At 69.5% G+C, this 26,554-nt stretch carries 22 protein-coding genes; 15 read left to right on the top strand and 7 right to left on the bottom strand.

Annotated features, from left to right (window positions below; all coding sequences use genetic code 11):
* Window positions 1–12: 12 nt before the first annotated feature.
* Together EV648_RS23705 and EV648_RS23700 are read right to left on the bottom strand one after the other, a co-directional pair.
* Window positions 13–1,245, bottom strand: a complete 1,233-nt coding sequence (locus EV648_RS23705) for a class I SAM-dependent methyltransferase (RefSeq protein WP_132295800.1) — start codon at window positions 1,243–1,245, stop codon at window positions 13–15.
* Window positions 1,245–2,321, bottom strand: coding sequence for an NAD(P)-dependent oxidoreductase (locus tag EV648_RS23700; RefSeq protein WP_132295797.1), 1,077 nt, complete (start codon window positions 2,319–2,321; stop codon window positions 1,245–1,247). Before EV648_RS23700 ends, EV648_RS23705 begins: the two co-directional genes overlap by 1 nt.
* A 162-nt stretch (window positions 2,322–2,483) precedes the next feature.
* On the opposite strand from EV648_RS23700, the gene EV648_RS23695 reads away from it, so the two are divergent.
* The 11 genes from EV648_RS23695 (at window position 2,484) to EV648_RS23645 (ending at window position 18,559) form a co-directional block, all read left to right on the top strand.
* Entirely contained in the window at window positions 2,484–3,806 is a 1,323-nt protein-coding gene (locus tag EV648_RS23695; RefSeq protein ID WP_132187822.1) for a nucleotide sugar dehydrogenase, read from the top strand.
* The gene (locus EV648_RS23690; RefSeq protein WP_158294054.1) at window positions 3,803–5,047 is read left to right on the top strand and encodes a glycosyltransferase family 4 protein; all 1,245 of its coding nucleotides are present in this window, start codon (window positions 3,803–3,805) and stop codon (window positions 5,045–5,047) included. The genes EV648_RS23695 and EV648_RS23690 overlap by 4 nt, the downstream gene beginning before the upstream one ends.
* A 1-nt stretch (window position 5,048) precedes the next feature.
* On the top strand, window positions 5,049–6,959 hold the full coding sequence (gene asnB / locus EV648_RS23685; protein ID WP_132295791.1) for an asparagine synthase (glutamine-hydrolyzing): 1,911 nt from the start codon (window positions 5,049–5,051) through the stop codon (window positions 6,957–6,959).
* Between the two features lie 37 nt (window positions 6,960–6,996).
* On the top strand, window positions 6,997–9,195 hold the full coding sequence (locus EV648_RS23680) for a bi-domain-containing oxidoreductase (protein ID WP_241995539.1): 2,199 nt from the start codon (window positions 6,997–6,999) through the stop codon (window positions 9,193–9,195).
* 41 nt (window positions 9,196–9,236) lie between these two features.
* On the top strand, window positions 9,237–11,156 hold the full coding sequence (locus tag EV648_RS23675) for an alginate lyase family protein (RefSeq protein ID WP_132295788.1): 1,920 nt from the start codon (window positions 9,237–9,239) through the stop codon (window positions 11,154–11,156).
* A 79-nt stretch (window positions 11,157–11,235) separates the two neighbouring features.
* On the top strand, window positions 11,236–12,453 hold the full coding sequence (locus EV648_RS23670; protein WP_132295785.1) for a Wzz/FepE/Etk N-terminal domain-containing protein: 1,218 nt from the start codon (window positions 11,236–11,238) through the stop codon (window positions 12,451–12,453).
* Window positions 12,450–14,084, top strand: a complete 1,635-nt coding sequence (locus EV648_RS23665; protein WP_132295782.1) for a hypothetical protein — start codon at window positions 12,450–12,452, stop codon at window positions 14,082–14,084. Before EV648_RS23670 ends, EV648_RS23665 begins: the two co-directional genes overlap by 4 nt.
* On the top strand, window positions 14,081–15,316 hold the full coding sequence (locus EV648_RS23660; protein ID WP_199234778.1) for a hypothetical protein: 1,236 nt from the start codon (window positions 14,081–14,083) through the stop codon (window positions 15,314–15,316). The genes EV648_RS23665 and EV648_RS23660 overlap by 4 nt, the downstream gene beginning before the upstream one ends.
* Window positions 15,313–16,515 (top strand): glycosyltransferase, encoded by a 1,203-nt coding sequence (locus EV648_RS23655; protein WP_132295779.1) that lies wholly within the window; start codon window positions 15,313–15,315, stop codon window positions 16,513–16,515. Before EV648_RS23660 ends, EV648_RS23655 begins: the two co-directional genes overlap by 4 nt.
* Window positions 16,516–16,550: 35 nt before the next feature.
* Window positions 16,551–18,176: a right-handed parallel beta-helix repeat-containing protein gene (locus EV648_RS23650; RefSeq protein ID WP_132295776.1), complete on the top strand. Its 1,626-nt coding sequence runs from the start codon at window positions 16,551–16,553 to the stop codon at window positions 18,174–18,176.
* Window positions 18,177–18,181: 5 nt separating this feature from the next.
* Window positions 18,182–18,559, top strand: a complete 378-nt coding sequence (locus EV648_RS23645) for a hypothetical protein (protein WP_132187814.1) — start codon at window positions 18,182–18,184, stop codon at window positions 18,557–18,559.
* Window positions 18,560–18,694: 135 nt separating this feature from the next.
* Here the strand turns inward: EV648_RS23645 and EV648_RS23640 are convergent, their stop codons facing one another.
* The 4 genes from EV648_RS23640 to EV648_RS23625 all read right to left on the bottom strand — a co-directional run bounded on the left by EV648_RS23640 (window position 18,695) and on the right by EV648_RS23625 (window position 22,250).
* Window positions 18,695–19,279 (bottom strand): RNA polymerase sigma factor, encoded by a 585-nt coding sequence (locus EV648_RS23640; RefSeq protein ID WP_132295773.1) that lies wholly within the window; start codon window positions 19,277–19,279, stop codon window positions 18,695–18,697.
* A gap of 121 nt (window positions 19,280–19,400) precedes the next feature.
* Window positions 19,401–20,843, bottom strand: a complete 1,443-nt coding sequence (locus EV648_RS23635) for a sugar transferase (protein WP_241995538.1) — start codon at window positions 20,841–20,843, stop codon at window positions 19,401–19,403.
* Between the two features lie 322 nt (window positions 20,844–21,165).
* Window positions 21,166–21,441, bottom strand: coding sequence for a hypothetical protein (locus tag EV648_RS23630; protein ID WP_132187811.1), 276 nt, complete (start codon window positions 21,439–21,441; stop codon window positions 21,166–21,168).
* On the bottom strand, window positions 21,441–22,250 hold the full coding sequence (locus tag EV648_RS23625; protein ID WP_132295767.1) for a PspA/IM30 family protein: 810 nt from the start codon (window positions 22,248–22,250) through the stop codon (window positions 21,441–21,443). Before EV648_RS23625 ends, EV648_RS23630 begins: the two co-directional genes overlap by 1 nt.
* A gap of 204 nt (window positions 22,251–22,454) precedes the next feature.
* Between EV648_RS23625 and EV648_RS23620 the strand changes: the two genes are divergently transcribed.
* From EV648_RS23620 to EV648_RS23605, 4 genes are all read left to right on the top strand, one after another.
* Window positions 22,455–23,045: a DUF3043 domain-containing protein gene (locus tag EV648_RS23620; RefSeq protein ID WP_132295764.1), complete on the top strand. Its 591-nt coding sequence runs from the start codon at window positions 22,455–22,457 to the stop codon at window positions 23,043–23,045.
* 88 nt (window positions 23,046–23,133) lie between these two features.
* On the top strand, window positions 23,134–23,823 hold the full coding sequence (locus EV648_RS23615; RefSeq protein ID WP_132295761.1) for a TetR/AcrR family transcriptional regulator: 690 nt from the start codon (window positions 23,134–23,136) through the stop codon (window positions 23,821–23,823).
* A 38-nt stretch (window positions 23,824–23,861) separates the two neighbouring features.
* Window positions 23,862–24,953: a hypothetical protein gene (locus EV648_RS23610; protein ID WP_132295758.1), complete on the top strand. Its 1,092-nt coding sequence runs from the start codon at window positions 23,862–23,864 to the stop codon at window positions 24,951–24,953.
* A gap of 270 nt (window positions 24,954–25,223) precedes the next feature.
* A complete protein-coding gene (locus tag EV648_RS23605; RefSeq protein WP_241995537.1) occupies window positions 25,224–26,003 on the top strand; it encodes an inositol monophosphatase in 780 nt (259 codons plus the stop codon).
* Between the two features lie 38 nt (window positions 26,004–26,041).
* Here the strand turns inward: EV648_RS23605 and EV648_RS23600 are convergent, their stop codons facing one another.
* On the bottom strand, window positions 26,042–26,386 hold the full coding sequence (locus EV648_RS23600) for a YciI family protein (protein WP_132295752.1): 345 nt from the start codon (window positions 26,384–26,386) through the stop codon (window positions 26,042–26,044).
* Window positions 26,387–26,554 lie beyond the last annotated feature (168 nt).

The following is a 26,554-nucleotide window of genomic DNA, read 5'->3' as shown; positions in this document are numbered from 1 at the left end:
AATGCCGGCTGGTCAGATCACTTCGAGGCGCGGGATCGGGACGACGAACTTGGCGCCCCACTCCCGTGCGTAGCCGAGCTGGTGCACGATCTCCTCCCGCAGGTTCCACGGCAGGATCACGATGTAGTCGGGACGGATCTCGGCGAGCCGCTCCGGCGGATGGATCGGGATGTGCGTCCCGGGCAGGTACATGCCGTGCTTGTACGGGCTGCGGTCGACGGTGAACGACAGCAGGTCCTCGCGGATCCCGCAGTGGTTCAGCAGCGTGTTCCCCTTGCCGGGTGCGCCATAGCCGGCCACCGACTTGCCTTCGCGGGCGGCGCCGACCAGGAACTCGACCAGGTCGGCCTTGATCGCGAACACGTCCTTGGCGAAGCCCGCGTGGCCCTCGACCGTGTGCAGCCCCGCGTCCTCCTCGTTCTTCAGCACCTTGAGCACCAGGTCCGACGGCTCCCCCGCCGTCTCCACCGGTGTCGACATGACCCGCAGCGAACCGCCGTGGCTGACCAGCTCCTGGACGTCGACCACCTTCAGGCCGGCCTTCTCCAGCGCCGCCGAGGCGGTCTTCAAGGTCAGGTACGAGTAGTGCTCGTGGTAGATCGTGTCGTACTGCCGGCCCTCGATCAGCCGGAGCAGGTGCGGGAACTCCAGCGACACCAGACCGTCGTCCTTCACCAGCGCCCGCAGGCCCTTGGCGAAGTCGACGATGTCCGGCACGTGCGCGAACACGTTGTTGCCCACCACCAGGTCGGCCTTGCCGTACCGGGCCGCCGCGTCCTGTCCGGTCTCCTCGCCGAGGAAGTAGCTCTCGGTCCGGATGCCCTTCTCGTTGGCCACCTCGGCGATGTTCGCGGCCGGCTCGATGCCGAGCACCGGGATACCGAGCGCCACCGCGTGCTGCAGCAGGTAGCCGTCGTTGCTGGCCGCCTCGACCACCAGGCTCTCGGCGCCGAGGCCGAGCCGCTCCTGCATGTCGACGACGAACCTGCGGGCGTGCTCCACCCAGCTGGTCGAGAACGACGAGAAGTACAGGTAGTCGCTGAACACGTCGTCAGCCGCGACGTACGCCGGCAGCTGGACGAGCAGGCAGTTGTCGCAGATCCGCACGTGCAACGGGTAGAACGTCTCCCCGTCCTCGAGCTGGTCGGCGCGCAGGTAGCTCTCGCACGGCGGCGACATCCCGATGTCCACGAACGTACGCGTCAAGGGCTCGCCGCACAGGCGGCAGCCGAGAGATTCCCCCATCAGTGCATCTCCTCGAAAACAGGTGACCCGGGTGCCGGGAACTGGTCGTCGGTGGTCCTGCGGAGCTGGTCGTCGACCAGTCCGAGCTTGAGCAGCTGGTTGATCCTGCGCAGCCGGACGAACTGCGCGGAGTTGAAGTCCTCGAGGGTCAGGCCGTGCAGCCGGTACGCCGCGGCGAGCTCCTCGACCCCGGCGCGCACCGTCCACTGCAGCTTCAGCTCGGGGAAGGTGTCACCGAGCTTGGAGAAGTCGACCTTGTAGTTGCGCAGGTCCGGCCCGGCGCCCTCGGCGAACGACACCTTCGAGCCGGGCACCGCCTCGCCCACCATCTCGGCGATGTCGCGCACCTGCACGACGTCCTCCGGCCGGCCCACGTTGAAGGCCTCGTCGTGGATCACCTCGCGAGGTGCCTCGAGCGCGGTGAGGAAGGCGCGGCTGATGTCCTCGATGTGGACCAGCGGCCGCCACGGCGACCCGTCGCTCTCCATCCGGATCTCGCCACTGGTCATCGCGATCGCGGTCAGGTTGTTCACCACGATGTCGAGCCGCAGCCGGGTGGACACGCCGTACGCGGTGGCGTTGCGCAGGTACGTCGGGCTGAAGTTGTCGTCCGCGAGCTTCGAGAGCTCCTTCTCCGCGAGCGCCTTGGTCTCGCCGTACGGGGTGACGGGGAACATGTCGGCGTCCTCGCCGACCGCCTCGGACCCGGCCGCGCCGTACAGGCTGCAGGAGGAGGCGAACAGGAAGCGCTCGATGCCGGCGGCCTTGGCGGCCTCGGCGACCCGCAGCGTCCCGTCCAGGTTCACCGAGTAGGTCGTGTCGCGGTTCAGGTGGCCGAGCGGGTCGTTCGACAGCGCGGCCAGGCAGACGACGGCGTCGTAGCCGTCCAGGTGCTCCGGCCGGACGTCCCGCATGTCCAGCGGCGGGCGGCTGCCGATCGGGTCCGGACCGCCGAGCAGGTCGCAGCCCTCGTACAGGCCGAGATCGAGGCCGTCGACCTGGTGGCCCGCGTCGCGCAGGAACGGAACGAGCACCGCGCCGATGTAGCCGCGATCCCCGGTGACCAGAACTCTCATCGACATCTCCTCGCCGCACTTCCCGCTGGCCGGACCACTTCCGGCTTCCGACTAGAAGAGATCCGCGACAGGGGCGTCTGATACATCGAAAAGTTTCTGTATCAGGCCCGGTGTGCCGTTGCTCTCTTCAGCACTGCCTGGACCGCACACATTGGGGGCGTTATGAAGGTTGCCGTATTCGGCTTGGGCTACGTGGGGTCGGTGACCGCCGCCTGCCTCGCCGCCAACGGCCACGACGTCTGGGGAGTGGACGTCGACACCGCGAAGGTCGATCCGATCACCGAAGGTCGCAGCCCCGTCGTCGAGCCCGGTCTCGACGAGCTGATGGCGAACGGGGTCGCCGCGGGCAGGTTGCACGCGACCACGGATCCACACCTGGCCCTGGAAGGGGCGGACGTGTCCCTGATCTGCGTGGGGACGCCGTCGACCGCCAGCGGCAGCACCGATCTCACCTACATCCGCCGGGCGGTCCAGGACATCGCCGCGGCCGCGAAGGACGTCGCCCCGCCGGACTCCGGCTTCCACAGCATCGTCATCCGCAGCACCGTGCCGCCGGGCACCGTCGACGACGTCGTCGGCCCCGCCCTGGCCGGCGAGCTGTCGACAGGCGGCTTCACCTTTGGCACCGCCATGTGCCCCGAGTTCCTCCGCGAAGGCTCCGGCCTGGCGGACTTCTTCGCGCCGCCGTTCGTCGTGGTCGGCACCGCCGACGCCCGGGTCGGCGACGCGCTGACCGAGCTGTTCGGCTTCCTGCCCACACCGGTCCAGGTGGTCGACGTGCGCACCGCCGAAGCGCTCAAGTACGCCTGCAACGCGTTCCACGCGACGAAGGTGTCGTTCGCCAACGAGATGGGCCGGATCTTCCGCTTCTACGGCGTGGACTCGCGCCAGGTGATGGAGATCTTCTGCCAGGACACCAGCCTGAACATCTCGCCGTACTACCTGCGGCCGGGCTTCGCGTTCGGCGGTTCGTGCCTGCCCAAGGACCTCCGTTCGGTCCTGCACCTGGCCCGGACGAACGACACCGATCTCCCGCTGCTGGCCGGCACGCTGGCCACCAACGAGCTGATCGTCCGCGACGTCGTCGACCGCGTGCTGACCAGCCCCGGGCGCGAGGTCGCGCTGCTCGGGCTGAGCTTCAAGACCGCGACCGACGACCTGCGCGAGAGCCCGAGCGTGGAGCTCGCCGAGCGGCTGATCGGCAAGGGCTACAACCTGCGGATCTACGACTCGATCGTGAACCCGAGCCGGCTGGTCGGCGCGAACAAGCGGCACGTCGAGTCGAAGCTGCCGCACCTTCAACGGGTGCTGACCGGCGACCCGGTCGAGGCACTGCGCGGCGCCGACCTGGCCCTGGTGTCCACCACGGACGCCGAGGCGGTCGAGGCGCTGCTCAGCCACCCGCCGGCCCGGACCATCGACCTCAGCGGCCGGCTCGGCGCGCAGGTCGAGGCGCTGGCCGGGTACGAGGGAGTCGGCTGGTGAAGACGCCACGCGTACTGATCATCATCCAGAACCTGCACATCCCGTTCGACCGGCGCGTGTGGCTGGAGTGCCAGGCGCTGGTCGGCGCCGGGTACGACGTGACGGTGGTCTGCCCGAAGGGGCCGGGCGACCCGGCGTACCAGGTGATCGACGGCGTCGTCGCGCACCAGTACCGCGGTTACTCGCCGGGTGGCAGCAAGTTCGGCTACATCGCGGAGTACGTGTACTCCTTCGTCCAGACGCTCCGGCTCGTACTGCGGGCCCGCCGGGCGGGGAAGTTCCAGGTGATGCAGGCGTGCAACCCGCCGGACATCTTCTGGCCGATCGCGATGCTGCTGCGCCGGATCGACGACACCAGGTTCGTCTTCGACCACCACGACCTCTGCCCCGAGCTCTACCAGTCGCGCTTCCCGGACGCGGCGGGCCTGCCGTACAAGGGCCTGCGGTTCCTGGAGCGGATGACGCACCGCAAGGCGGACCACGTCATCTCCACGAACGACTCGTACCGCAAGATCGCGATCACCCGCAGTGGCAAGGCGACCGACGACGTCACCGTCGTCCGGACCGGCCCGGACCCCGACAAGTTGCGGCGGGGCCAGGCCGACGAGTCCTGCCGGCGCGGCCACCGGTACCTGGTCTCCTACATCGGCGTGATGGGCCCGCAGGACGGCGTCGACATCGTCGTCCGGGCCGCGCACGAGGTGGTCAACAGGCTCGGCCGCACGGACGTGGCGTTCACCCTGATGGGCAGCGGTGACTCCTTCGACGAGGTGGTGGCGCTGCGCGACGAGCTCGGCCTGGCCGACCACGTCGAGTTCACCGGCCGGGTGCCGGACGAGACCGTCCAGCGGGTGATGTCCACCGCCGACCTGGGGCTGTCGCCGGACCCGAAGAATCCGCTGAACGACGTCTCCACGATGAACAAGACGATGGAGTACATGGCCTACGAGCTCCCGGTGGTCGCCTTCGACCTGGTCGAGACCCGGGTCTCGGCCGACGACGCCGCCGTGTACGTCGAGCCGAACGACGTGGAGAAGTACGGCCACGCGATCGTCGAACTGCTGGACGACGAGGTCCGCCGCCGCCGGATGGCCAAGTTCGGGCGCGAACGGGTCGAGCAGGTGCTCGCCTGGGAGCACCAGCAGAAGGCCTACCTGGAGGTCTACGACCGGCTCACCGGTCGGAACAACACCGGGGTCGGCGACAGCGTGGGCGGGGCCGCCCGGGTTACGGGGTCCTGACGTGTGCGGAATCGCCGGCTGCTACCAGCAGCACGACGGGCTCGTCCTGACCGAGACGATGAGCGAGCGGATCGCGCACCGCGGCCCGGACGCGACCGGGGTCCACCGGGTCGAGGACGGCCGCATCAACGCCTACCTCGCGCATCGCCGGCTCTCGATCATCGACCTGTCCGGCGCGGCCGACCAGCCGTTGTCGAAGCAGGGCCTGACGATCAGCTACAACGGCGAGCTCTACAACTACAAGGAACTGCGGGCCGAGCTGGCCGCGTCCGGCTCCACCTTCGTCACCAGCTCGGACACCGAGGTGGTGCTGGAGGCCTGGCGTCGCTGGGGTCCGGCGGCGCTGCCCCGGTTCCGGGGCATGTACGCGTTCGCGATGCTGGACGAGCAGAGCGGCAGCCTGTACCTCGCCCGCGACCCGCTCGGCATCAAGCCGCTGTACTTCCTCCGCCGGCACGGCGGAGTCATCTTCGCGTCCGAGCTGAAGGCCATCGTCTCGGCGGTCGGCCCTGAGCTGCGGACCGATCCCGGCGCGCTGATCGCGTCGATGCTCTACTACTGGCTGCCCGAGCAGCGCTGTGCGATCGAGGGCGTGGAGAAGCTCCCGGCCGGTTCGTGGGCCGAGTTCCGCCCCGACGGCACCAGCCGGCACGAGACGTACTGGCGGGTGGCGGACGTCGCGGCCGAGGCAGCCGCCGGGCCGCCGGCCGACCTGCGGCAGGTGATCGAGGAGTCGGTCGCCGCGCACCTGGTTGCCGACGTACCGGTGTCGACCTTCCTCAGTGGTGGGCTCGACTCGAGCCTGGTCACCGTACTGGCGAAGCGCAGCGATCCGAACATCGACGCCTACACGATCACCTTCCGGGCGGAGGACCAGAAGCTCGAGGCGATGCCCGACGACGCGATCTACGCCCGCAAGGTGGCGGCGCAGTTCGGGGTCGACCTGCACGAGATCGAGATCGCGCCGGACGTGGTCGAGCTGCTCCCCCGGATCGTCGACATCCTGGACGAGCCGATCGGCGACCCGGCCGCGATCAACACACTGCTGATGTGCGACGCGGCCCGCGACGCCGGGGTCAAGGTGCTGTTGTCCGGGATGGGCGCCGACGAGCTCTTCGGCGGCTACCGCAAGCACCTCGCCTGTGTGATGGGCGCCCGCTACCAGCAACTGCCCGGCGTAGTACGCAACGGCATGATCGGTCCCGCGGTCCGGCGGCTGCCCGTCACGGCGAACGGCCGCGGGCTGCGGTACGCGCGCTGGGCGAAGCGGTTCCTCACCTTCGCGGACCTGCCCGAGGAGGCCGCGTTCCGGCGCAGCTACACGATGTACGACGCCGACGAGCTGGCCGGGCTGCTGAACCCGGACCTCGAGCCGTACGTCGGCAAGCTGCTCGCCGAGCACAGCGACCTGTACCACGACACCACGCTCGACGACCACGTGAGCCGGATGTGCCTGGCGGACTCGCGGATGTTCCTGCCCGGCCTGAACCTGGCGTACACCGACCGGTCCAGCATGGCGGCGTCCACCGAGGTGCGGACCCCGTTCGTGGACCCGGAGGTGTTCCGCGCGGCGTTCTCGATCCCGGGCAAGGACAAGATCCAGGGGCGGCAGGGCAAGGTCGCGCTGAAGCGTGCGGCCGAGGCCTGGTTGCCGAAGGAGATCATCTACCGGCCGAAGGCGTCGTTCAGCGCGCCGCTGCGCGCCTGGGTCCGCAACGACCTGCGCGAGCTCGTCGACGACGTGCTGCTGAACGGCGAACTGGTCGGCAGCGGCTTCCTCCAGCGGCAGGCCGTCGCCCGCCTCGTCGAGGACGAACGAGCCGGCCGGCAGGACTACTCCAAGCAGATCTGGCAGCTGCTCACGCTGGAGACCTGGTGCCGGCATCTGAAGGAGCAAGGCGTCAGCACATGAAGAGACGTGCGATAGCTACGAAAAAGACTGTCAGCACATGACCCTCTTACCCGAGCGAGAGACGACCATGAAGCAGGTAGCGCAGAACTACAAGTCCGGTGAGCTCGCGGTTCTCGACGTGCCACCGCCCTCCTGCGCGCCCGGTGGCGTGCTGGTCCGGTCCCTGTACTCGCTGATCTCCACCGGTACCGAGCTGATGAAGGTCGGCGAGGCCCGGTTGTCGATGGTCGGCAAGGCGCGGGCCCGTCCGGACCAGGTGAAGAAGGTGCTGGACTCCGTCGTCCAGCAGGGCGCGGTCAACACCTACAAGAAGGTGATGAACAAGCTCGACTCGTACACGCCGCTGGGTTACTCGCTGTGCGGGGTGGTCGTCGAGGTCGGCAAGGGCGCCGAGGAGTTCAGCGTCGGCCAGCTGGTGGCTGCCGCAGGCAACGAGTTCGCCCTGCACGCGGAGTACAACTGGATCCCGGTCAACCTGTGCGTGCCGGTGCCCGACGGGGTGCCGGCCGAGCAGGCCGCCTTCTCGACGGTCGGCGCGATCGCGATGCACGGCGTCCGGCAGTCGGAGGTCCAGCTCGGCGACACGGCGGTGGTGATCGGGCTCGGTCTGGTCGGCCAGCTCGTGGTGCGGCTGCTGGTCGCGGCGGGAGTGCGGGTGTTCGGCATCGACACGGTCGACGACCGCTGCCGGATGGCGGAGAAGGCCGGCGCGATCGCCTGCTCGTCCGCGGACGAGGCGGGGATCGCAACACTGGAACGGGCCCTGCTCGGCGCGAGCAACGGCCTCGGCGCCGACCACGTCCTGCTGGCCGCCGGCGGCCACTCCAACGGACCGGTCGAGACGGCTGCACGGCTGGCACGCGACCGGGCCCGCATCGTCGACATCGGCAAGACCAAGCTCGACCTGCCGTGGAATGCCTACTACGACAAGGAACTGGACGTCCGGTTCTCCCGGTCGTACGGACCCGGCCGGTACGACGACCGGTACGAGCTCGAGGGCATCGACTACCCGGCCGGGTACGTCCGGTGGACCGAGCGCCGGAACCTGGAGTGCTTCATCGACCTGATCGCCCGCGAGCAGATCGACGTGTCGTCGCTGGTGGCGCGGATCTTCCCGATCGCGGACGCGACCGAGGTCTACCAGCAGCTCAGCACAGGTGCCCTGCCCGGCGTCGGCTTCCTCTTCGAGTACCCGGACTCCGGGCCGCTCCCCCAGGCCACACCGCAACCTGCCCAGCAGCCGGTGAGGCCGGAACGGACGACCACCGGTACTACGGGCAAGGTCCGGCTCGGGTTCGTCGGCGCGGGCAACTACGCGTCGTCGATGCTGCTGCCACACCTGGCGAAGAACGAGGACGCCGCCCTGGCCCACGTCGCCACCAACAAGTCGCTGTCGGCGGCCAATGCCCAGCGCCGGTTCGGCTTCGAGAACATCTCGACCGACGCGAACGCGGTACTGGGCGACGACTCGCTCGACGCGGTGTTCGTGGTCACCCGGCACAGCAGCCACGCCGACCTGACCTGCCGCGCGCTCGAACAGGGCAAGGCGGTCTTCGTCGAGAAGCCGCTGGCGCTGACCGCGGCCGAGGTGGACCGGATCGTCGCCGTCGTCGATGCCACCGGCAACGACCGGCTGATGGTCGGCTTCAACCGCCGGTTCGCCCCGCTGCTCACCGACCTGCGGTCGCGGTACGGCGATCCCGGCGGCGGCTCGTCGCTGCGCTACCTGGTGAACGCCGGCCGGCTGGACTCCAGCAGCTGGTACCTCGACCAGGATCGCGAGGGCACCCGGTTCGCCGGCGAGGGCGGCCACTTCATCGACACGGTGTCGTGGTGGCTCGACAGCCTGCCGACCGAGGTCTACGCGATGCCCGGCCCGGACGCCGGCGACGTGACGGTGAACCTGCGGTTCGAGAACGGCTCGACCGGCACGATCAGCTACCTCAGTGGCGGCAACGCGCGGTTCCCGAAGGAGACGATCGACATCACCGGCAGCGGCCGGAACGCCCGGTTCGACAACTTCCAGAAGGCGTCGCTGTGGACCGGCCGGCGGCCGGCGACCCGCAAGGCTCGCGGTGGCACGGACAAGGGCCAGCGGCACGAGCTCGAGCGCTTCGTGGCCGCGGTGCGCTCGGGTGGGCCGATGCCGATCTCGTTCGACTCGCTGATCGCCACCACTCGCGCCACCATCGCCGTGGATCGGAGCCTGGCCAGCGGCCGTCCGGAGTCCGTGTGAGCCGCCAGTCAGTGGGTTGGTACCTCCGCCGCCTGCGGCGGATGTCGCCCACCGAGCTGGTCTGGCGCACCCGGGACCACGCCCGCCGGACAACCTGGGCGTATCAGCAGGTGCGACCCGGCGAGGATGTCAACGGGCACCCGCCCGGGCGGTACGAGCGGCCCTTCGCCTCGACGCTGCCGCCCGCCACGGTGACCGCCGTACCGGAGGAGGCCGCCAAGGCGGTGATCTCCACGGCGGACGCGATCATGGCCGGCGAACTGGAGGTGCTCGGCGTCGACCGCACCGATCTGCGGTCGCCGGACTGGTTCCGTGACCCGGTCACCAGGCGGCGGTCGGACCCCGCGGAGTACGCGTTCCGCCTGAACCACCGCTCCGAGGAACTCGTCGGGAACGTCAAGCAGGTCTGGGAGTTGTCCCGGCACCACCACCTGACGCAGCTCGCCGCGGCCTGGTGCCTGACCCACGACGACGCCTACGCCGACCGGGTGGCGGAGCAGCTGAACGACTGGTGGCGGACGAACCCGTTCCTGTCCGGGATCCACTGGACCAGCGGGATCGAGGTCGGCACGCGGCTGATCAGCTGGACCTGGATCCGGCGGTTGCTGGAGGACTGGCCCGAGGTCGGGGACCTGTTCGAGCACAATGAGCTCGCGGTCCGGCAGATCCACTGGCACCAGCGCTATCTGGCCGCCTTCCGCAGCCGCGGGTCGTCGGCGAACAACCACGTGATCGCCGAGGCGGCGGGCCAACTCGTGGCCGCCTGCGCGTTCCCCTGGTACGCCGAGAGCAGCCGGTGGCGGCGGGACGCGGCGACGCTGCTGGAGCGCGAGTTGGAGGCGAACACGTTCCCGTCCGGGGTCAATCGTGAGCTGGCCACCGACTATCACCGCTTCGTCTCCGAGCTCGGCCTGTACGCCGCCGTCGAGGCTGACGCATCAGGTCATCCGCTGTCGGCCCGGACCTGGTCCCTGCTGACGCGCACGGTCGACGTGGCCGCGGCGATCGTCGACGAGAGCCTGCGCCCACCGCGCCAGGGTGACGACGACGAGGGCCAGGTGCTGGTGCTCGACCCACCCGATCTGACCAACTGGTCGGCCTTCCTCTCCCTGGGTGCTGCCCTGGTGGGGCGTGCCTCCTGGTGGCCACAGACGCCTGCCACGACGGCCGCAGTACTGGCTGGATCCCTGGTCAAGAAGCGTTCTCAGGTTGATCGGCCGGACGAGCGGCCGGAGCATTTCCCGGACGCGGGCCTCACGATCCTGCACAGCCGCGACGACGGCCCGGAGATCTGGTGCCGCGGTGACGCCGGGCCGCACGGCTTCCTGTCCATCGCGGCGCACGCCCACTCCGATGCGCTCTCGCTCGAGGTCCGGGTCGGCGGGGTGGACATCCTGGCCGACCCCGGGACGTACTGCTACCACGGCGAAGAGGACTGGCGGAACTACTTCCGCTCGACGATCGGCCACAACACCCTCGAGGTTGCCGGTGCCGAGCAATCGGTGCAGGGCGGGGCGTTCCTCTGGCTCCGCGGCGCGACCGGTCGGGCCCAGAACTACTCCGCCGACTGCGACGCCTCCACCTGGAGCGCCGAGCACGACGGGTACCAGGCCTCCGAGCCGCCAGTCACGCATCAGCGAGCGGTCAGACTGGACAACGGAGTACTGCGGGTCGAGGACCGGGTCGATGCGGCAGCGCCCGTACGGCTGGCCTGGCACCTCGGTCCGGAGGTGAGCGTCGAGCTGGACGGCTCCGTCGCTCAACTCCAGTGGCCGACCGGTACTGCGACCGTGGAGCTGCCGGCGGGACTGGTCTGGAGCACGCACCGCGGGGAGACCGAGCCGATCCTCGGCTGGTACTCGCCGCGCTTCGGGCACAAGGTGGCGAGCACCACCCTGGTCGGTTCCGGACGGGCCGAAGCGGGGACTCCGCTGGTCAGCAAGTTCCGATTCCGTCACTGACCGGCCTTTTCCTGTATCAGCCTCCGTTCAGCGCCCTCTATTACAGGAACCAACCGACGGCGTTCGACTGGAGGGGCCTGTGAGCACACAGGAGCTGGACGTCAAGAAGTCCTGGCGAGCGATCCGGCGGCACCGCCGCTGGGTCGCACTGGTAGCCGCGGTGGGTCTGCTGGGAGGGATCGTCTACGCCCTGGTGGAGCCACCGCTGCACACCGCCACGTCTCTGGTGGTACTGCCACCGCCGCCCGCGACCGACGCGGAGAAGGCGGCCGGCACGCAGGCCATCGAGACGCAGGTGTTCATCGCCGACAGCGAGCCGGTGCTCAAGAGCGCCGGCCAGAACCTCGCCCCGCCGCTGGCCACCGAGGTGGTCCGCGACCGGGTGAAGGTCGCCGCAGTCACACAGGACGTCATCAAGATCGACGCACGGGGAACCTCGGCAGCACAGGCGATGCGGTTGGCCAACGCCGTCGCCGAGGTCTATCTGGTCTTCGTCACCACGGACCAGAAGCTCCCCGGCGACCTGGGGAAGAAGACGGGGGCTCGCGTGCTGGAGGAAGCAACGACCGCAAGAGGCGGCAACATGGCGGTCCATCTGGGGATCTTCGGCCTGCTGGGGGCATTGCTGGGGGCCGTCGCCGGCTCGATCGGCGTGCTGGCCAGGGTGCGCGGCGATCGCCGGCTGCGACTGCGGGACGAGATCTCGGACGCGGTCGGGTTGCCCGTGCTCGCGTCGGTCTCCTCCTACCGGGCCGAGGACATCTCGGACTGGGCGTACCTGCTCGAGCACTACTCACCGACGGCGGTCGACGCCTGGAGCCTGCGCAAGACGCTGCACCACCTCGGTCTGGACGTGAAGGGCGGCGCGCCGGTCTCGCTGAGCGTCATCTCGTTCGCCGAGGACGACAAGTCGGTGGCGCTCGGCGCGCAGCTCGCGGCCTTCGCGAACTCGATCGGCATCTCCACCTCGATCGTGGTCGACACCCACCACGAACCCGCCGGCAAGGTGGCCCTCGGCATCCATCTGGTCGTGGTCGACCGGGACGCGCCGCACCTGACCGGCGCCGCCCGCACCACCAGCACGATCGTCGCGCTGTCCGCCGGATCGGTCACCGCCGAGGAACTGGCCCGGCTCGCCGTCGCGGCCGCCGCCGACGACCGGAACATCGACGGACTGGTGGTCACCGATCCCGATCCGTCCGACCGCACGATCGGCCGGGTCTCGCAATCGTCCCGCCGCTCCGGTTCGCGGCTGCCCACCCTCCTGACCGGTACGGCGCGGAGGACGAACAGATGAGCAACCAGCCGTACTCCGAGCAGCCCTACCGCGCCGACCAAGTCTGGGACGATGACGACGACCTGTTCGCCGATGAGCGGTCGAGCGCCTTCCCGCCGGACAGCCTGGTCACCTTTCGGTTCCTGCGGGACGCGATCCGCCGGCACCTGCGGGTCCCGCTCGTGCTCGCGGCCGTCGGGCTGGCGCTGGGACTCGCGATGCCGACACTGCTGCCGGCGGCCAGCGTGTCGTCGGCCCGGATCCTGCTGACCCACCGCGACGGCGACGACCCGGCCCGCGCGATGGCCACGGATGTGAGTCTGGTGACCACGCACACCGTCGCGCTGCGGGTGATCGACCGGCTCAAGCTGCCCGAGACCCCGGACGACCTGCTCAAGCAGTACACCGCGACCGCGCTCACCGACCGGGTCCTCGAGATCAAGGTCGGCGCCGAGACCACTGACGAGGCCACCAGGATCGCAACGGTGATCGCGCAGACCTACCTGACCTTCCGCAAGGAGCAGGTCGCGCAGCAGGAGGTCCCGCTGCGCCGTGACCAGGTCGTGGCGACCACCTTGGTCACCGAGGCCGAAGCCGCCGCCCGGGCTGCCGGCGAGAATCTGAGCGATCCGAAGGACCCCAACAGCGCGGAGATGTCCAAGCTCAACATCGCCAGGGACCGGCTGACGTACATCCAGCAGCAGATCATCGACCAGGAGGTCGCGGCCTCCCGGATGAACAGCAGCCGGCTGCTCGACGAGGCCGCTCCGGTGCCGGTCTCGGCCAAGCGGACGCTGCTCATCAGCGCCGTCTCGGGGCTGATGGCGGGGCTCTTCATCGGGATCGGTTTCGTGGTGGTCCGGGCGCTGCTGTCCGACAAGCTGTGGAAGCGCCAGGACATCGCCAAGTCGCTCGGGGCCCGGATCCGGCTCAGCACCGGACGACCGCCGCGGCTGCGCTGGTGGCCCTTCCCGGCCTATCTGCGCGAGTCCCAGCAGCAGCATCCCGAGATCCGGCTCATGGTGCAGCACCTCGACCAGCGCATCTACTGGGGCAAGGTGCCGACTCCGGCGCTTGCCGTGGTCAGCGTCGACGACGTGCCGGCCTGTGCGCTGGCGGTCGCCTCGCTGGCGCTGTCCGTGGCCCGGGAAGGCAAGCACGTCCTGGTGGCGGACCTGACCGGGACGGGACACCTCGCGGCGACCCTCGGGGTGAAGACCACCGGCGCCCATGAGTCGCGGTTCAGCGAACCGGGCACGCGCCTCGACGTCTATCTGCCGGACCCCGACGTCGGTCCGGTCGAGGGGTGCTACCTGCGCCTGGGCGACAACAACCGTCCGACGGACTCCGGGAACATCTCGCTCGACGCGGCCTGGGACGTGGCCGACCTGGTGCTCACCCTGGCCACCCTGACGCCGGCGCTGGGCGCGGACCACCTGGCCACCTGGGCGTCGCGCGCCGCGGTCGTGGTGACGTCGGGCCGCACCACCGCGACCAAGATCCACGCCACCGGGGAGATGCTCCGGCTGGCCGGACTCCAGATCGACACGGCCATCGTGCTGCGCGCGGACCGTACTGACGAGGGTGTCGGTGTCGCCGAGGCCGAGGCCGGGTCGACCAGGACCGGAGACATCGAGATGTTCGGCCGATGAACCCCATCGCCACGGTCGGCGCGCGGCTGGCCGGCGACGCCGGCGGGCGGCGGGTCGTCTCACCGGAACGCCGGCGCCGCCGCCGGGTCCAGGCGGTGTGGGGTCTGCTGATCCTGAACGTGCTGACGTTCTTCCCCGGCGCGCCGCACCTCGTGCCGATCCCGGGCATGGTGGGCAAACTGATCGCCCAGGCGTCCCTGCCGGCCGCACTGCTGCTGGTGCTGAGCGTGAACCGGCCGGCGCGGATCCGGCCGAGCGTCTGGATCTTCCTGGTGGCGCTGCTGGCCGCGGAGTCGATGCTGGCCAGCATCGGAGCCGAGTTCCTCTTCGGCGCCCTGTTCCGCGCCGTCCGGCTGTTCCTCTTCGTCGCGGTGCTCTGGCTGCTGACCCCGTGGTGGACCCGCCGCGACATGCTGCTGCTGCGTACGCATCTGATGTTTCTGTGGATCGTGCTCGGCTCGGTTCTGGTCGGCCTGCTGGTCGCACCGGGAGTGGCACTCACCGATGACCGGCTCGGAGGCATCCTCTGGCCGATCCCGCCGACCCAGGTCGGTCACTACGCGGCGGTGGCGACCGGTCTGACCACAGTGCTGTGGCTGTCCGGGCTGCTCCGCCGCAACCTGGCGCTGATCAGTGTCCTGCTGGCCGTGCCGGTCCTGCTGCTGACCCATACACGTACGGCGCTGGTCGCTCTCCTGGCCGGCGTCGTGGTCGGCGGGCTGAGCCTGTTCATGTCGCGGGCACGGGTGCGCAAGTCGTTCGCGATCGGCCTCGCCTTCTTCACCGTCGGAGCGCTGACGGTGGGGTCTGTGGTGACCACCTGGCTCGCCCGTGGTCAGGACACGGAGGACCTGGCGGCCCTGACCGGTCGCCGCATGGTCTGGGAGTCGATCCTGGCCGCGCCGCGCTCCAGCTTCGAGACACTGTTCGGCTTCGGGCTGTCCAACAAGTCCTTCAACGGCCTGCCGATCGACAGCAACTGGCTGGGCACGTATTACGACATCGGTCTGGTGGGCGTCGCCATCAACGTGGCGATGCTGCTGTTCCTCCTGACCGCCGCGTGGTTCCAGCCGCAGGGTCCGCGCCGAGCCCTGGCGCTCTTCCTCGTCGTCTACTGCGTGGTCGCCTCCTTCACCGAGAGCGGCCTCAGCGACGCGTCGCCGTACCTGCTCGAGCTCACGCTGGCCGCGTGCCTGGTGTACTCGGGTACCTCCCGCGAAGGAGTGCGATGAAGATCCTGCTGGTGCACAACACCTACCGATCCACCGCACCGAGCGGCGAGAACCGCGTGGTCGAGCAGGAGGGTGCCGCCCTGGCCGCCCTCGGCCACGAGGTCGAGACCTTCGGACGGCTCAGCGACGAGATCGAGAGCTGGCCGGCCTGGCAGAAGGCGACGTTGCCCGTCCGGGTGATCTGGAATCCCACCAGCAAACGGGATCTGGCGCAGACCCTGGCGGAGTACCAGCCTGACGTCGTGCACGTCCACAACACTTTCCCGCTGCTCAGCCCGTCCGTGCTGTATGCGTGCCGCGACGCGGGGGTCCCCGTCGTCGCGACCCTGCACAACTACAAGCTGCTCTGCGCCAGCGGTGACTTCTTCCGCGAGGGCGAGGTCTGCCACGACTGTGCCGGCGGGAACCCGACGGCCGCGCTGGTCCACCGCTGCTACCGCGGCTCGGTGCTCGCCACCGGCCCGACGGTGCTGGCCGCACGCACGCACCGGCGCAGCTGGCGCGACCTCGTCTCGGCGTACATCTTCATCTCCGACTCGCAGCGCCAGTTGCTCGGCGCGATGGGGTTCGAGCCGGAACGGACCTTCGTCAAGCACAACCTGGTCCCGTACGACGGACCGGTCGGCGGAGAGCGGCAGCGGCAGGTGGCCTACGTCGGCCGGCTGGACGCGCCCAAGGGTGCGCCGCTGCTGATGAAGAGCTGGGACGCGTACCGCGCGCTGGCCGGTGACGACGCGCTCCGGCTCGTCATCGCCGGTGGCGGTCCACTCCTGGACGAGGTGACGGCCTGGGCCGCGGACCGCCCGTCGGTCGAGCTCGCCGGGCATCTCAGCAAGGAACAGTGCTTCGAGCTGATCGGCCGGTCCCGGGCGGTGCTCCTCCCGTCGGAGTGGGAGGAGACCTTCGGGCTCGTGGTGGTCGAGGCGATGGCGGTCGGCGTACCGCTGCTCGCCTCCGGCCACGGATCGTTCCCCGACCTGATCAGCGACGGCGTCGACGGCGCACTCTTCGAACCGGGGCAGCCGGACGCGCTGGGGAAGCTGCTGCTCGACGTCGACACGTCGCCCGAACGGTACGAGGAGTACGGCCGCCACGCCCGGGCGACGTACGAGGAAAAGCACGACCCCCATCGCAACATCGAGCAACTGCTCGACATCTACCGGTTCGCCATCAGGCAGTCGGTGTCAGCTCACCACTAGCCCACGCGAGCCGCTCGCCCCCCGAAGGAAGTGTCATGGAACAACGCGATTCGTCCCGGCCGACCGGTCAGGGCCCCGCGTGGTACCGGCGCCGAGGCGTCCTGATCACCGCGGGCCTGGTCCTGGTCGCCGGCCTGCTGGTGGGCGGGTACACCTACGTCACCGACGGTGAGGCGCCGGCGGACGCGGCCCAGACCGGCCCGACCGGGACGGGATCGGCGAAACCCGTCACCGCCCCGACCGCGCCGCCGGCCAAGATCTGCGGCAACACGGCAGCGCTGTCCGGCCCGAGCACCGCACCGGCCGGCGCGGTCACCGTCGCCACGACGCAGAACCTCAACGAGATCACCGAGAGCAGCCCGGCCGGCACCACCTTCTGGCTGGTCGCCGGCACGCACAAGCTCGGCGTCGGCCCGTTCGCGCAGGTGATCCCGAAGGAGGGCAACGTCTACCTGGGCGCGCCCGGCGCGATCCTCGACGGCCAGAAGAAGAACCGCTACGCCTTCACCGGCTACGTGGCGAACGTGACCGTGAAGAACCTGACCATCCAGAACTTCGGCGCCCCGAAGACGAACAGCGACGAGGGCGTGGTCAACCACAACGCCGCCACCGGCTGGAAGGTCGAGGGCAACACGATCCGCGAGAACGCCGGCGCCGGGGTGATGGTCGGCAGCCGCAACCTCATCCGCGGCAACTGCCTGCAGGACAACGGCCAGTACGGGTTCAACGCCTACAGCCCGAACAAGGTCACCAGCATCGTGATCGAGAACAACGAGATCACCGGCAACAACAAGGACGACTGGGAGACCCTCAAGCCGGGCTGTGGCTGCACCGGCGGCGGGAAGTTCTGGGAGACGACCGGTGCGATGTTCCGGAACAACTGGGTGCACAACAACAACAGCGCCGGGATCTGGGCCGACACCAACAACGCCGGGTTCGCGATCGAGGGCAACTACTTCGCCGAGAACACCTCGGAGGCCATCGTCTACGAGACCAGCTACAACGCGATCATCCGCGCCAACACCTTCGCCCGCAACGGGCTCGGCAAGGGACCGGGGAACGGCGGCTTCCCGACCTCGGCCGTGTACATCTCGGAGTCCGGCAGCGACAAGCGGGTGGCGACCGATTTCAACGAGACGTTCGAGATCACCGGCAACTTGTTCACCGACAACTGGGCCGGCGTGATCCTGTGGGAGAACGCGGACCGGTTCGCCGGCTCGCCGGCCAACACCAGTACCGGCTCGGGCACGCTGGTGAACCCGAAGACGGTCACCGTGAAGACCTGCAACGCGACCACCATCAGCAAGCAGCCGTACCTCGGCGACTGCCGGTGGAAGACCCAGAACGTGCGCGTGCACGACAACGTCTTCTCGCTCGACCCGGACAAGATCGGCAAGTCCTGCGCCTCGCGCAGCGGCTGCGGCTACAACGGGCTGTTCTCCAACTGGGGCACCTTCCCCGCCTGGTCGCCGTACAAGGAGAAGACGATCCAGGACGCGATCACGTTCGACCAGAGCAACCGTTTCTACAGCAACACCTACGGCGGCCCGTGGAACTTCGTCGTGCACGGTCAGGGCACCCGGGTCAACTGGTCCGCCTGGCAGGGCGCGCCGTACGACCAGGACCGCGACAGCGTGATCAAGGTCCAAGGGCAGCGCTGAGGACCATGGCCGGCCCCCCGGAGCAGGCGGCAAGCGAGCAGCTCGAGCTGCTGCGCTCCGTCGGCTACGCCGCGTTCGGGCGGCACGAGCGGGATCTCGACGTACTGGACCTGGTCTTCGACAGCCTGGTGGACAGCCCGGGAAGCAGCGGCGACGAGGTACGGCGGCTGCGGTTCGCCGGGCACGGACACTCGCTCGACGTCGCGGTGCGCGGGCAGGCGCACCTGACCGTGGAGCTCAGGGTGTCCCCCGCCGGTCCGGTGCTGGTGGAAGCGCGAGGGACGGACGTGGACGGGCCGCTGGCGCCCCGGCTGGTGAGCTTCCTGCTCCGTTGGCCGGGTGGCGCCCAGCGCCCGGTCCGCACGGCCTGGATCCTGCTCTGAGGCTGCTCTGATCCACCCGCCGTCCCGGGCCGCTGGTGATACTCCGGCCCCTCCGCGGGACTGCCCGGCGGTCGGCGCGCAGAGCAACCCGGCCGTCGGCTCGGGAGGAGCCGGCGGCCGGGCGCCCCGGGGGGATCAGGAGGCGAGCAGCACTCTGAGTTTCTCCAGGCAGCGGCCGCGGATCGGGCCGATGCTGCCGATCGGGATGTCCAGCTTCTCGGAGATCTCGGCGTACGGGGCGGGCGGGTCCGCCATCAGCATGCCGAGCAGCTGCTGCCAGCGGTCCGGCAGGCTTTCCAGCGCACGCCGTACGTCGACCGCCCGCTCGTCGGCCAGCAGTTCCGCGTCCAGCTCCGGCTGGTCGCCGGCGACGACCTCGAAGGCGTCCGACTCGTAGGTGAGCAGCACGCGCTTGCGGAAAGCCAGCACCCGCAGGCATTCGCGCCTCGTGGTGACGACCAGCCAGGCGCCGACCCGGACCGGATCGACCCGGTCGATGTGCTCGAGCAGCCGCAACCACACCATCTGCGAGACGTCGGACGCGTCGCTGTCGGTGAGCCGGAAGCTCCTGGTGACGGCCCAGACGAGCCGGGCATAGTGGTCGACCAGTTTGCTCCAGGCCGCCTGGTCCCCGGCCGCGGCCAGGATGGCCAGGCTCGCGGCCTCGGAACGGGCCTGCATTTCCTTGTCGGTAACGCCGCCGACACTGAGATTCGGCATGGATTCCCCCCTCGGGAACACACATCTGTCTTTGATGCTCGTATGTGGTGGTGCTCGGAGATGTGGTGCGACTTGCGCACAGCCGGCGACCCCCCGCCGGACTGTGGGACAGAAAGTGCGATCAGTAAGCGCCGTCGCGGCCGAACACGGCGCGCGCGGTCTTCCACAAGATGAGCAGGTCGAGCGCGATGGACCAGTTGTCCACGTAGCGCAGGTCGAGGCGGACTGACTCCTCCCAGGTCAGGTCGCTTCGGCCACTCACCTGCCACAGGCCGGTCAGGCCTGGTTTGACGAGCATCCGGCGGGCGTCGTCGATGGCGTACGTCGCGACCTCGGTCGGCAGCGGCGGCCGAGGCCCGACCAGCGACATCTCACCGCGCAGCACGTTCACCAGTTGCGGCAACTCGTCCACCGAGAAGCGCCGCAGGTAACGGCCGACCCGGGTGACCCGCGGATCGTCGCGCAGCTTGAAGAGCACGTCGTTGCCGTCGCTCTGCTCGTGCAGGTCCGCCTTGCGTTCTTCGGCGTCCACCACCATGCTGCGGAACTTCAGCATCGAGAACTCGTCGCCGGCCCGCCCCACGCGGGTCTGCCGGAACAGCACCGGCCCACGGCTGGTGAACTTCACCAGTGCCGCGGCGACGAGCAGGATCGGTGCGGCGAGCAGCAGCATGAAGAAGCCGACCACCCGGTCGAAGATGTTCTTCAGCAGATGCGGTCCACCACTCACCGACGGCCGCTCGAGGTGCAGCAGCGAGAGTCCCGCGACCGGCCGGATCGAGATCCGCGGCCCGGCGACCTCGACGATGCCGGGCGACACGACCAGGTCGATGCCGCGCTGCTCGAGGGCCCAGGAGAGCCTGCGCAGGGACTGCCCCGCGAGCTCCGGGTCGGCGGCCACCGCGACCACGTCGACGGAGTACATGTCGACCGCGGCGAGGATGTCCTCCTCGGTCCGCCCCAGCTTGGCGGAGCCGGCCTCGGGTTCCGCCCTCACGTCACCACGTGGCAGGCAGGTCGCGACGACGGTGTAGCCGTCCGCCGGCCTCTCCTCCAGGTGCTTCCGCAAGGTGGTCACCTGCTGGTTGCGCCCGACGATCAGCACCCGGCGCATACATCGACCGACGAAGCGCCGGCCGGCCAGGCTGCGATGCAGCAGCCAGCGCACCAGCAGCGCCGCCAGACAGGTCATCGGCACGGCCAGCACGACGAAACCACGAGCAACGTTGCTCTTGGTCGCGTACGACGTGACCGCGATCAGCGCCGTCAAGGCCACGGCGGCTCGCAGGATGGACCGGAACTCCTCCGGCCCGGTGCCGAAGTAGCGCGTCTCGTACCCGCGCTCCAGGGCCACACAGGCCAGCCAGGCGACCGGCAGCACCGCCCCCAGCACGAAGTAGCCCTCGTTGATCTGAGCCCCGAACCGGGCCACCAGGGCCAGCGAGACGCCCACCAGCGCGGCGATCAGATCGCCACCCAGCGCGGCCCAGCGGTACTTCGCGACCCAGCGCGCCTCGGTGAACCGGGCGGAGCGCGGCACAATCGCCGGAACTTCGTCCGGCACCACCCACAACGGCCGGCGACGGTCCCCTACCGCTACCGGCCTTCGATCAGCCGAGTCGGCCAAACCTTCGGACACGACAAAATCTGTCACAGAAAGTCACCCCCCACAGGCGAATCGACATCTGCGACATCCCCACACCCCGCCGCAGACCTCGATGTAATGCCGCCCCCACAACGGCAATGACCCAGAGAGTACTACGCCTGGAAGCGTTAGGACAGTAGCGAATCCCAGTGTTTACCCGGGAGCAGTCGACAGGCCCCGGAACGCCAAGACCCCCGGGTCCGTTCGGACTCAGGGGTCTTGAAATGATTACGGAGGGCGATCAGCCGGCGATCAGCCCGTCGCCACTGATCAGCTCACGCATCTCGGCGAGGGTGCTGTCGCCCGGCGGCAGGATCGCGTCGGAGTCGTGCAGTTCGTCGTCGGGCACCCGCTCGCCGCTGCGGACGAACTCCAGCAGCGCCGCGAACGCCGGACCGAAAGCGCCGTCGTCGCCCGCCGAGACAGCCTTCTCGAGGTCGGAGTCGATCACGTTCAGCTGGTCGAGCTTCTCGTCGGGCAGCCGGTACTGGCCCTCACCCATGATCCGGACGATCATCACGCGTCTCCGTCCTGCGGTCGAGCCGGCTGCTGCACGGGCTGCTGGGCTGGTTGCTGGGGCTGGGCCGCGCCAGGCGCGTCCTGGGACAGCTGCTTCGGCGCCTCGGCCGGGGCCAGCTGGGCCTTCATCGCGGCCAGCTCGTCCTCGACGTCGGAGTTCGACGACATCCGCTCGAGCTCGAGGGTGATGCTGTCCTTGCTCGTCCCGGTGGCGTCGTCGAGCGCGCCGGAGGCGAGCAGCTCGTCGATCGCGCCGGCCCGGGCCTGCATCTGCTGGGTCTTGTCCTCGGCACGCTGGACCGCCAGGCCGACGTCGCTCATCTCCTCGGAGATGCCGGAGAAGGCCTCGTTGATCCGGGTCTGCGCCTCGGCCGCCGTGTAGGTGGCCTTGATCGTCTCCTTGCGGGTGCGGAAGGACTCCACCTTCGCCTGCAGCCGCTGCGACGCGAGGGTGAGCTTCTCCTCCTCGCCCTGCAGCTGGGCGTGCTGGGCGGTCAGGTCGTCGATCTGACCCTGCAGCCCGGACTTGCGGGTCAGGGCCTCGCGGGCGAGGTCCTCCCGGCCCATCGAGAGCGCCTTCTGGGCCTGGTCCTGCAGCTTCTGCGACTGGGACTGCAGCTGCGACGCCTGCAGCTCCACCCGCTTCCGGCTGGTGGCAACGTCGGCCACACCACGCCGCACCTTCTGCAGCAGTTCGAGCTGCTTCTGATACGAGTAGTCAAGGGTTTCGCGAGGATCTTCTGCCTTGTCCAGCGCCGTGTTGGCCTTGGCCTTGAAGATCGTCGACATCCTCTTGAAGATGCTCATCGATATCCGTACCCCTTCTGAGCCGGAGAGTGGACCCGGCGTGCGTGTCAACCACCCTATGTCCCTACGGGTCACCACACCATCGGGACCGGCCCCGATAAAGTGGTGCAAAGGTCCGGGGACCACCCCGAGTCCGGAGGCGCCGCGATCCCTGGCGTTCCCGGTGACCAGCGCAGCAAGTTTCCCGAATGAGGTTCAGTCCCCGTGTTCCGTCGTACCAAGTCTGAGACACCGCAGCAAACCGCGACCACGGCCTCCCAGCCGAAGCCGGGCGGCAAGGGACGTCCGACCCCGACCCGCCGGGAGGCCGAGGCGGCCCGCAAGTCCGCCCTGAAGAAGCCGCGCAACCGCAAGGAGGCCTCCGCGTACCGTCGCGAGAAGGTCCGGATCGAGCGCGCCAAGATGCAGGACGCGATGAAGACCGGCGACGACCGGTACCTGCCGGCCGCCGACAAGGGCCCGGTCCGCCGATTCGCCCGCGACTACGTCGACTCCCGCTGGTCGGTGATGGAGTTCGCGCTGCCGGTGCTGCTCGTGATCTCGCTGCTCGGCGTGGTCTTCTCGGGCACCTTCCGCTGGCTGCCCGGCCTGGTGAACATCCTGTTCCTGGTGATGATCCTGGCGATCGCGGCCGACTGGTTCCTGCTCTCGGCCGGTCTCAAGCGCGCGATCGCGAAGAAGTTCGCGAACGAGTCCACCAAGGGCATCGGCTTCTACGCCGTCCGCCGCACCATGCAGATGCGCCGCTGGCGCCTCCCCAAGCCGATGGTCGCCCGCGGCGAGAAGCCCGCGTAGTACGACTTGCACCCAGTTCAAGCGCCCCGGCGACCGAGGTGACTTGAACTGTGTGCAAGTGGATGGGCCGCTGGACTACCTTGGGCGCATGCCGCGTGACACGCTGACCCGCGACCAGATCGTCGACGCCGCCGTCGGCCTGCTCGACGACGAAGGGCTCGAGGGCCTGAACATGCGGGCGCTCGGCAAGCGGCTCGGCTCGGCGGCCACCGCCGTCTACTGGCACGTGGGCAGCAAGAGCAACCTCATCGGGCTGGCCGGGGACCGGGTGTGGGACGAGATCACCCTGCCCGACCTGTCCACGGGCCACTGGCGCTCGGCCGCCACGACGATGGCCACCGACCTGCAGGCGATGCTCGCCCGCCACACCTGGCTGGTGCAGGCCTTCGGCGCGTACCTGATGTTCGGCCCTCGCAAGGCTCGCCACGACGACCACAACCTCGCCATTTACGAGACCGCCGGGTTCACTGCCGCCCAGGCCGACCAGGCGGCGGCCGCGGTCTTCACCTTCGTCCTCGGCAACGCCATCGGTCCGGCTGCCGCGGCATCGCTCCGGAGAGAGCTCAGCCGCGACGGCGGGGACAGCGAGAAGCTCATGGACGCCGGGATGACGGAAGCGACGGAAGTCGCGGCGCAGTTCCCCCGGCTCCGCGCCCGCCTCGAGACAGCCGGCGCGGGCTATGGGGCCGCGCCTGACAGCAGCTTCGAGTTCGGCCTCGAGGCGATCCTCGACGGCATGGAAGCCCGACTCGTCACCGTGACTCCCAAGCAGACGTAATACTCAGCGTGCGGACCGGCTCTGGAAGGATTGGGCCAGTGCCCCCGACGATCGAAGCTCCTCCTGTCCTCCAAGCCCTGTACGGCGCCGCGCTGCGGAACCTGCTCGACACCACCGTCACGGCGGACGGGTTCATCCGCGCCGGCGCCGGGTACGCCGAGCCGTGGACCCGCGACGCGGCGATCAACTGCTGGCACGCGGCGAGCCTGCTCGCGCCGGACACGGCCCGGGCGACACTGCTGAAGGTCTGCGAGACCAGACCCGACGGCAGCCAGGTGGTTGCCCAGGACTACCAGTGGTGGGACCAGATCATCTGGGTGATCGGCGCTTGGCAGCACTTCCTGGTCACCGGCGACACCGCGTTCGCGGCCGCGGCGTACCGGATCGGGTGTGACTCGCTGGAGATCCTCGACCGGGAGCATTACGACGCGGCGACCGGGCTCTATGAAGGGCCCTCGCTGATGCAGGACGGGATCAGCGGGTTCCCGGAGCCGCCGTACGAGGCGGGAAATCGGTCGTCGTTCGTGCTCGACCATCCAGGGGCCGCCGAACTGCGCTGCCTGTCCACGAACGCGATCTACGTCCAGGCACTCCGTTGCCTTGCGCAACTCGGTGATCAGCCGATCTTCAGTGAGCGGGCCGATGCGCTCGCGGAGGCGATCAACCGGCACCTCTGGGACGAGGCGAGTGGGCTGTACGGCTACTTCCTCGGCCCGAGTGGTCTCGATCGTCATCAGGAGACGGCCGGACTCGCCCTCGCCATCGAGTTCGGCATCGCCGGCCCCGAGCGCACGAAGCGGATCCTGGCCAGCGTGCACCGCGAGCCGTACGGCCTGGTCAACGTCTGGCCGCACTTCGACCGGTACGACGAGGCGCACCCCGGCCGGCACAACGCGATCTGCTGGCCGATGGTGATGGGGTTGTGGGGAGCGGCCGCGGCCTCCGTCGGCGACGTCGCGGTCTTCGGGCAGACGCTCGATGACCTGATCCGGCTGTTCCACGCAGCGACGACGACCTGTTCGAGCTCTACAACGCGACCACCGGCGCTGTCGACGGCGGCTGGCAGGTCGATCGCCCCTGGGAATCCCTCCCGGACCAGACCTGGTCGGCCACGGCCCTCCTCCGCCTGATCCACGAGGGCCTCTTCGGCCTCCACTTCACCCCGAGCGGCATCGCCATCCGGCCGACGGTCCCACCCGGTTACGAGAACCTCCGCCTGACCGGACTCCGCTACCGCCGGGCGACCCTCGACCTGACCGTGTCCGGCACCGGAACCAGAGCCGCGGTCTCCCTGGATGGTCATCCCGTGGACCCGACCACCGCCGTGCCTGCGACTTCGACCGGCCACCACACGCTCGACATCCACGTCACCGAAGGCTGATGTGCTGTTGGATGGTGGGGTGGATGTCGAGGTAGCGGTTGAGGCGGCGCTGGCCGGGGCTGGGGTGGTTCGGAGGAAGTACGGGAGGCCGGTGGGGCGGTACGACAAGTCGGCCACTGACTTCGCGACCGATGCCGATCTCGAGGCGGAGCGGGCGATCGTCGACCTGCTCCGGCGGGCCCGGCCGGACGATGCCGTGGTGGGTGAGGAGTACGGCGCCAACGGCGGTTCTGGTGACGGGCAGACCCGGACCTGGCTGGTCGATCCGCTGTGCGGGACGCTCAACTTCGCGGCGCAGACTCCCCTGTTCTGCACGAACGTCGCGCTCCAGGCGAGTGGTCAGCGCCTCGTGTCAGCGGTGGCGGATCCGCTCAGTGACGAGGTGTTCTGGACCGACGGGACCACGGCCGCAGTACGGCGTGGCGGTTCCGACTCACCGCTGGAGCCTTCGGCCGGTTCGCGGATCGTGGACATCGACGTCGATGCGCCGCCGGACGCGGAGCTCATGCCGGCGAAGATCCTGCTCGACCCGGAGTTCCGGGACACCTTCGGGCCGCGGGTGTCGTCGACCACGCTGGCGCTCGCGTGGGTGGCGGCCGGGCGGCGCGCGGCGTACGTGACCAACGGTCAGTTGCGCGACAGTGTCCACTTCACCGCCGGCATCGCCCTCTGTCAGGCGGCCGGCTGCGTCGTCACCGACCTCCGCGGGCAACCCCTGCACACCGGCCCGGGCCTGCTCGCGGCCGCCGATCCCGCCACCCACGCGAAGCTCGTCGAACTCATCGCCCGGAACCCCTGACCGACTGCCGCGGTCAGCCGGCGGTCAGCAGGCGTTGGTCACGCCACCTCGTCGTCGAAGGGGGTGACCTCGACCGGCTGGCGGCAGGCCTTGGTCGCCTTGGTCGCCCAGACGAGGGCGGCGTCCAGGTCGGGCACCTTGATCACCCAGAACCCGGCCATGTACTCCTTGCTCTCCGCGAACGGCCCGTCGGTGATCAGCACCTCGCCACCGTCGGCCCGCACCACCGAGGCCGTCGACCGCGGCTCCAGCCCGCCGCCGAACACCCAGACACCCTCCGCCACCATCTCGCGGTTCAGGGCGTCCACGTCGCCTCCCTCGTCCGGAGCTTCCGGCGCCTGGGATCCCTCGACCAGCTGCACTGCCAACAGATACTGCTTCATCTCGTCACTCCCTGGTCAGCAATCGTCCGGCCCGCAGGCCGCTTCTCACCACCAACACGAACACGCATGGTCCGGATCGACACCCACCCGAAGTTTCCCGCACCCCCGGCTCACCCGCGCCCGGCGTCCCGCAGTACTGCGGCTGTCCGGCGACGCGGGCGGGTGTGG

The sequence above is a fragment of the Kribbella sp. VKM Ac-2568 genome (assembly GCF_004345365.1).
Lineage (GTDB): Bacteria > Actinomycetota > Actinomycetes > Propionibacteriales > Kribbellaceae > Kribbella > Kribbella orskensis.
The sequence above is the reverse complement of the archived record's forward strand: the minus strand, read 5'-3'. Positions and strand labels throughout refer to the sequence as shown.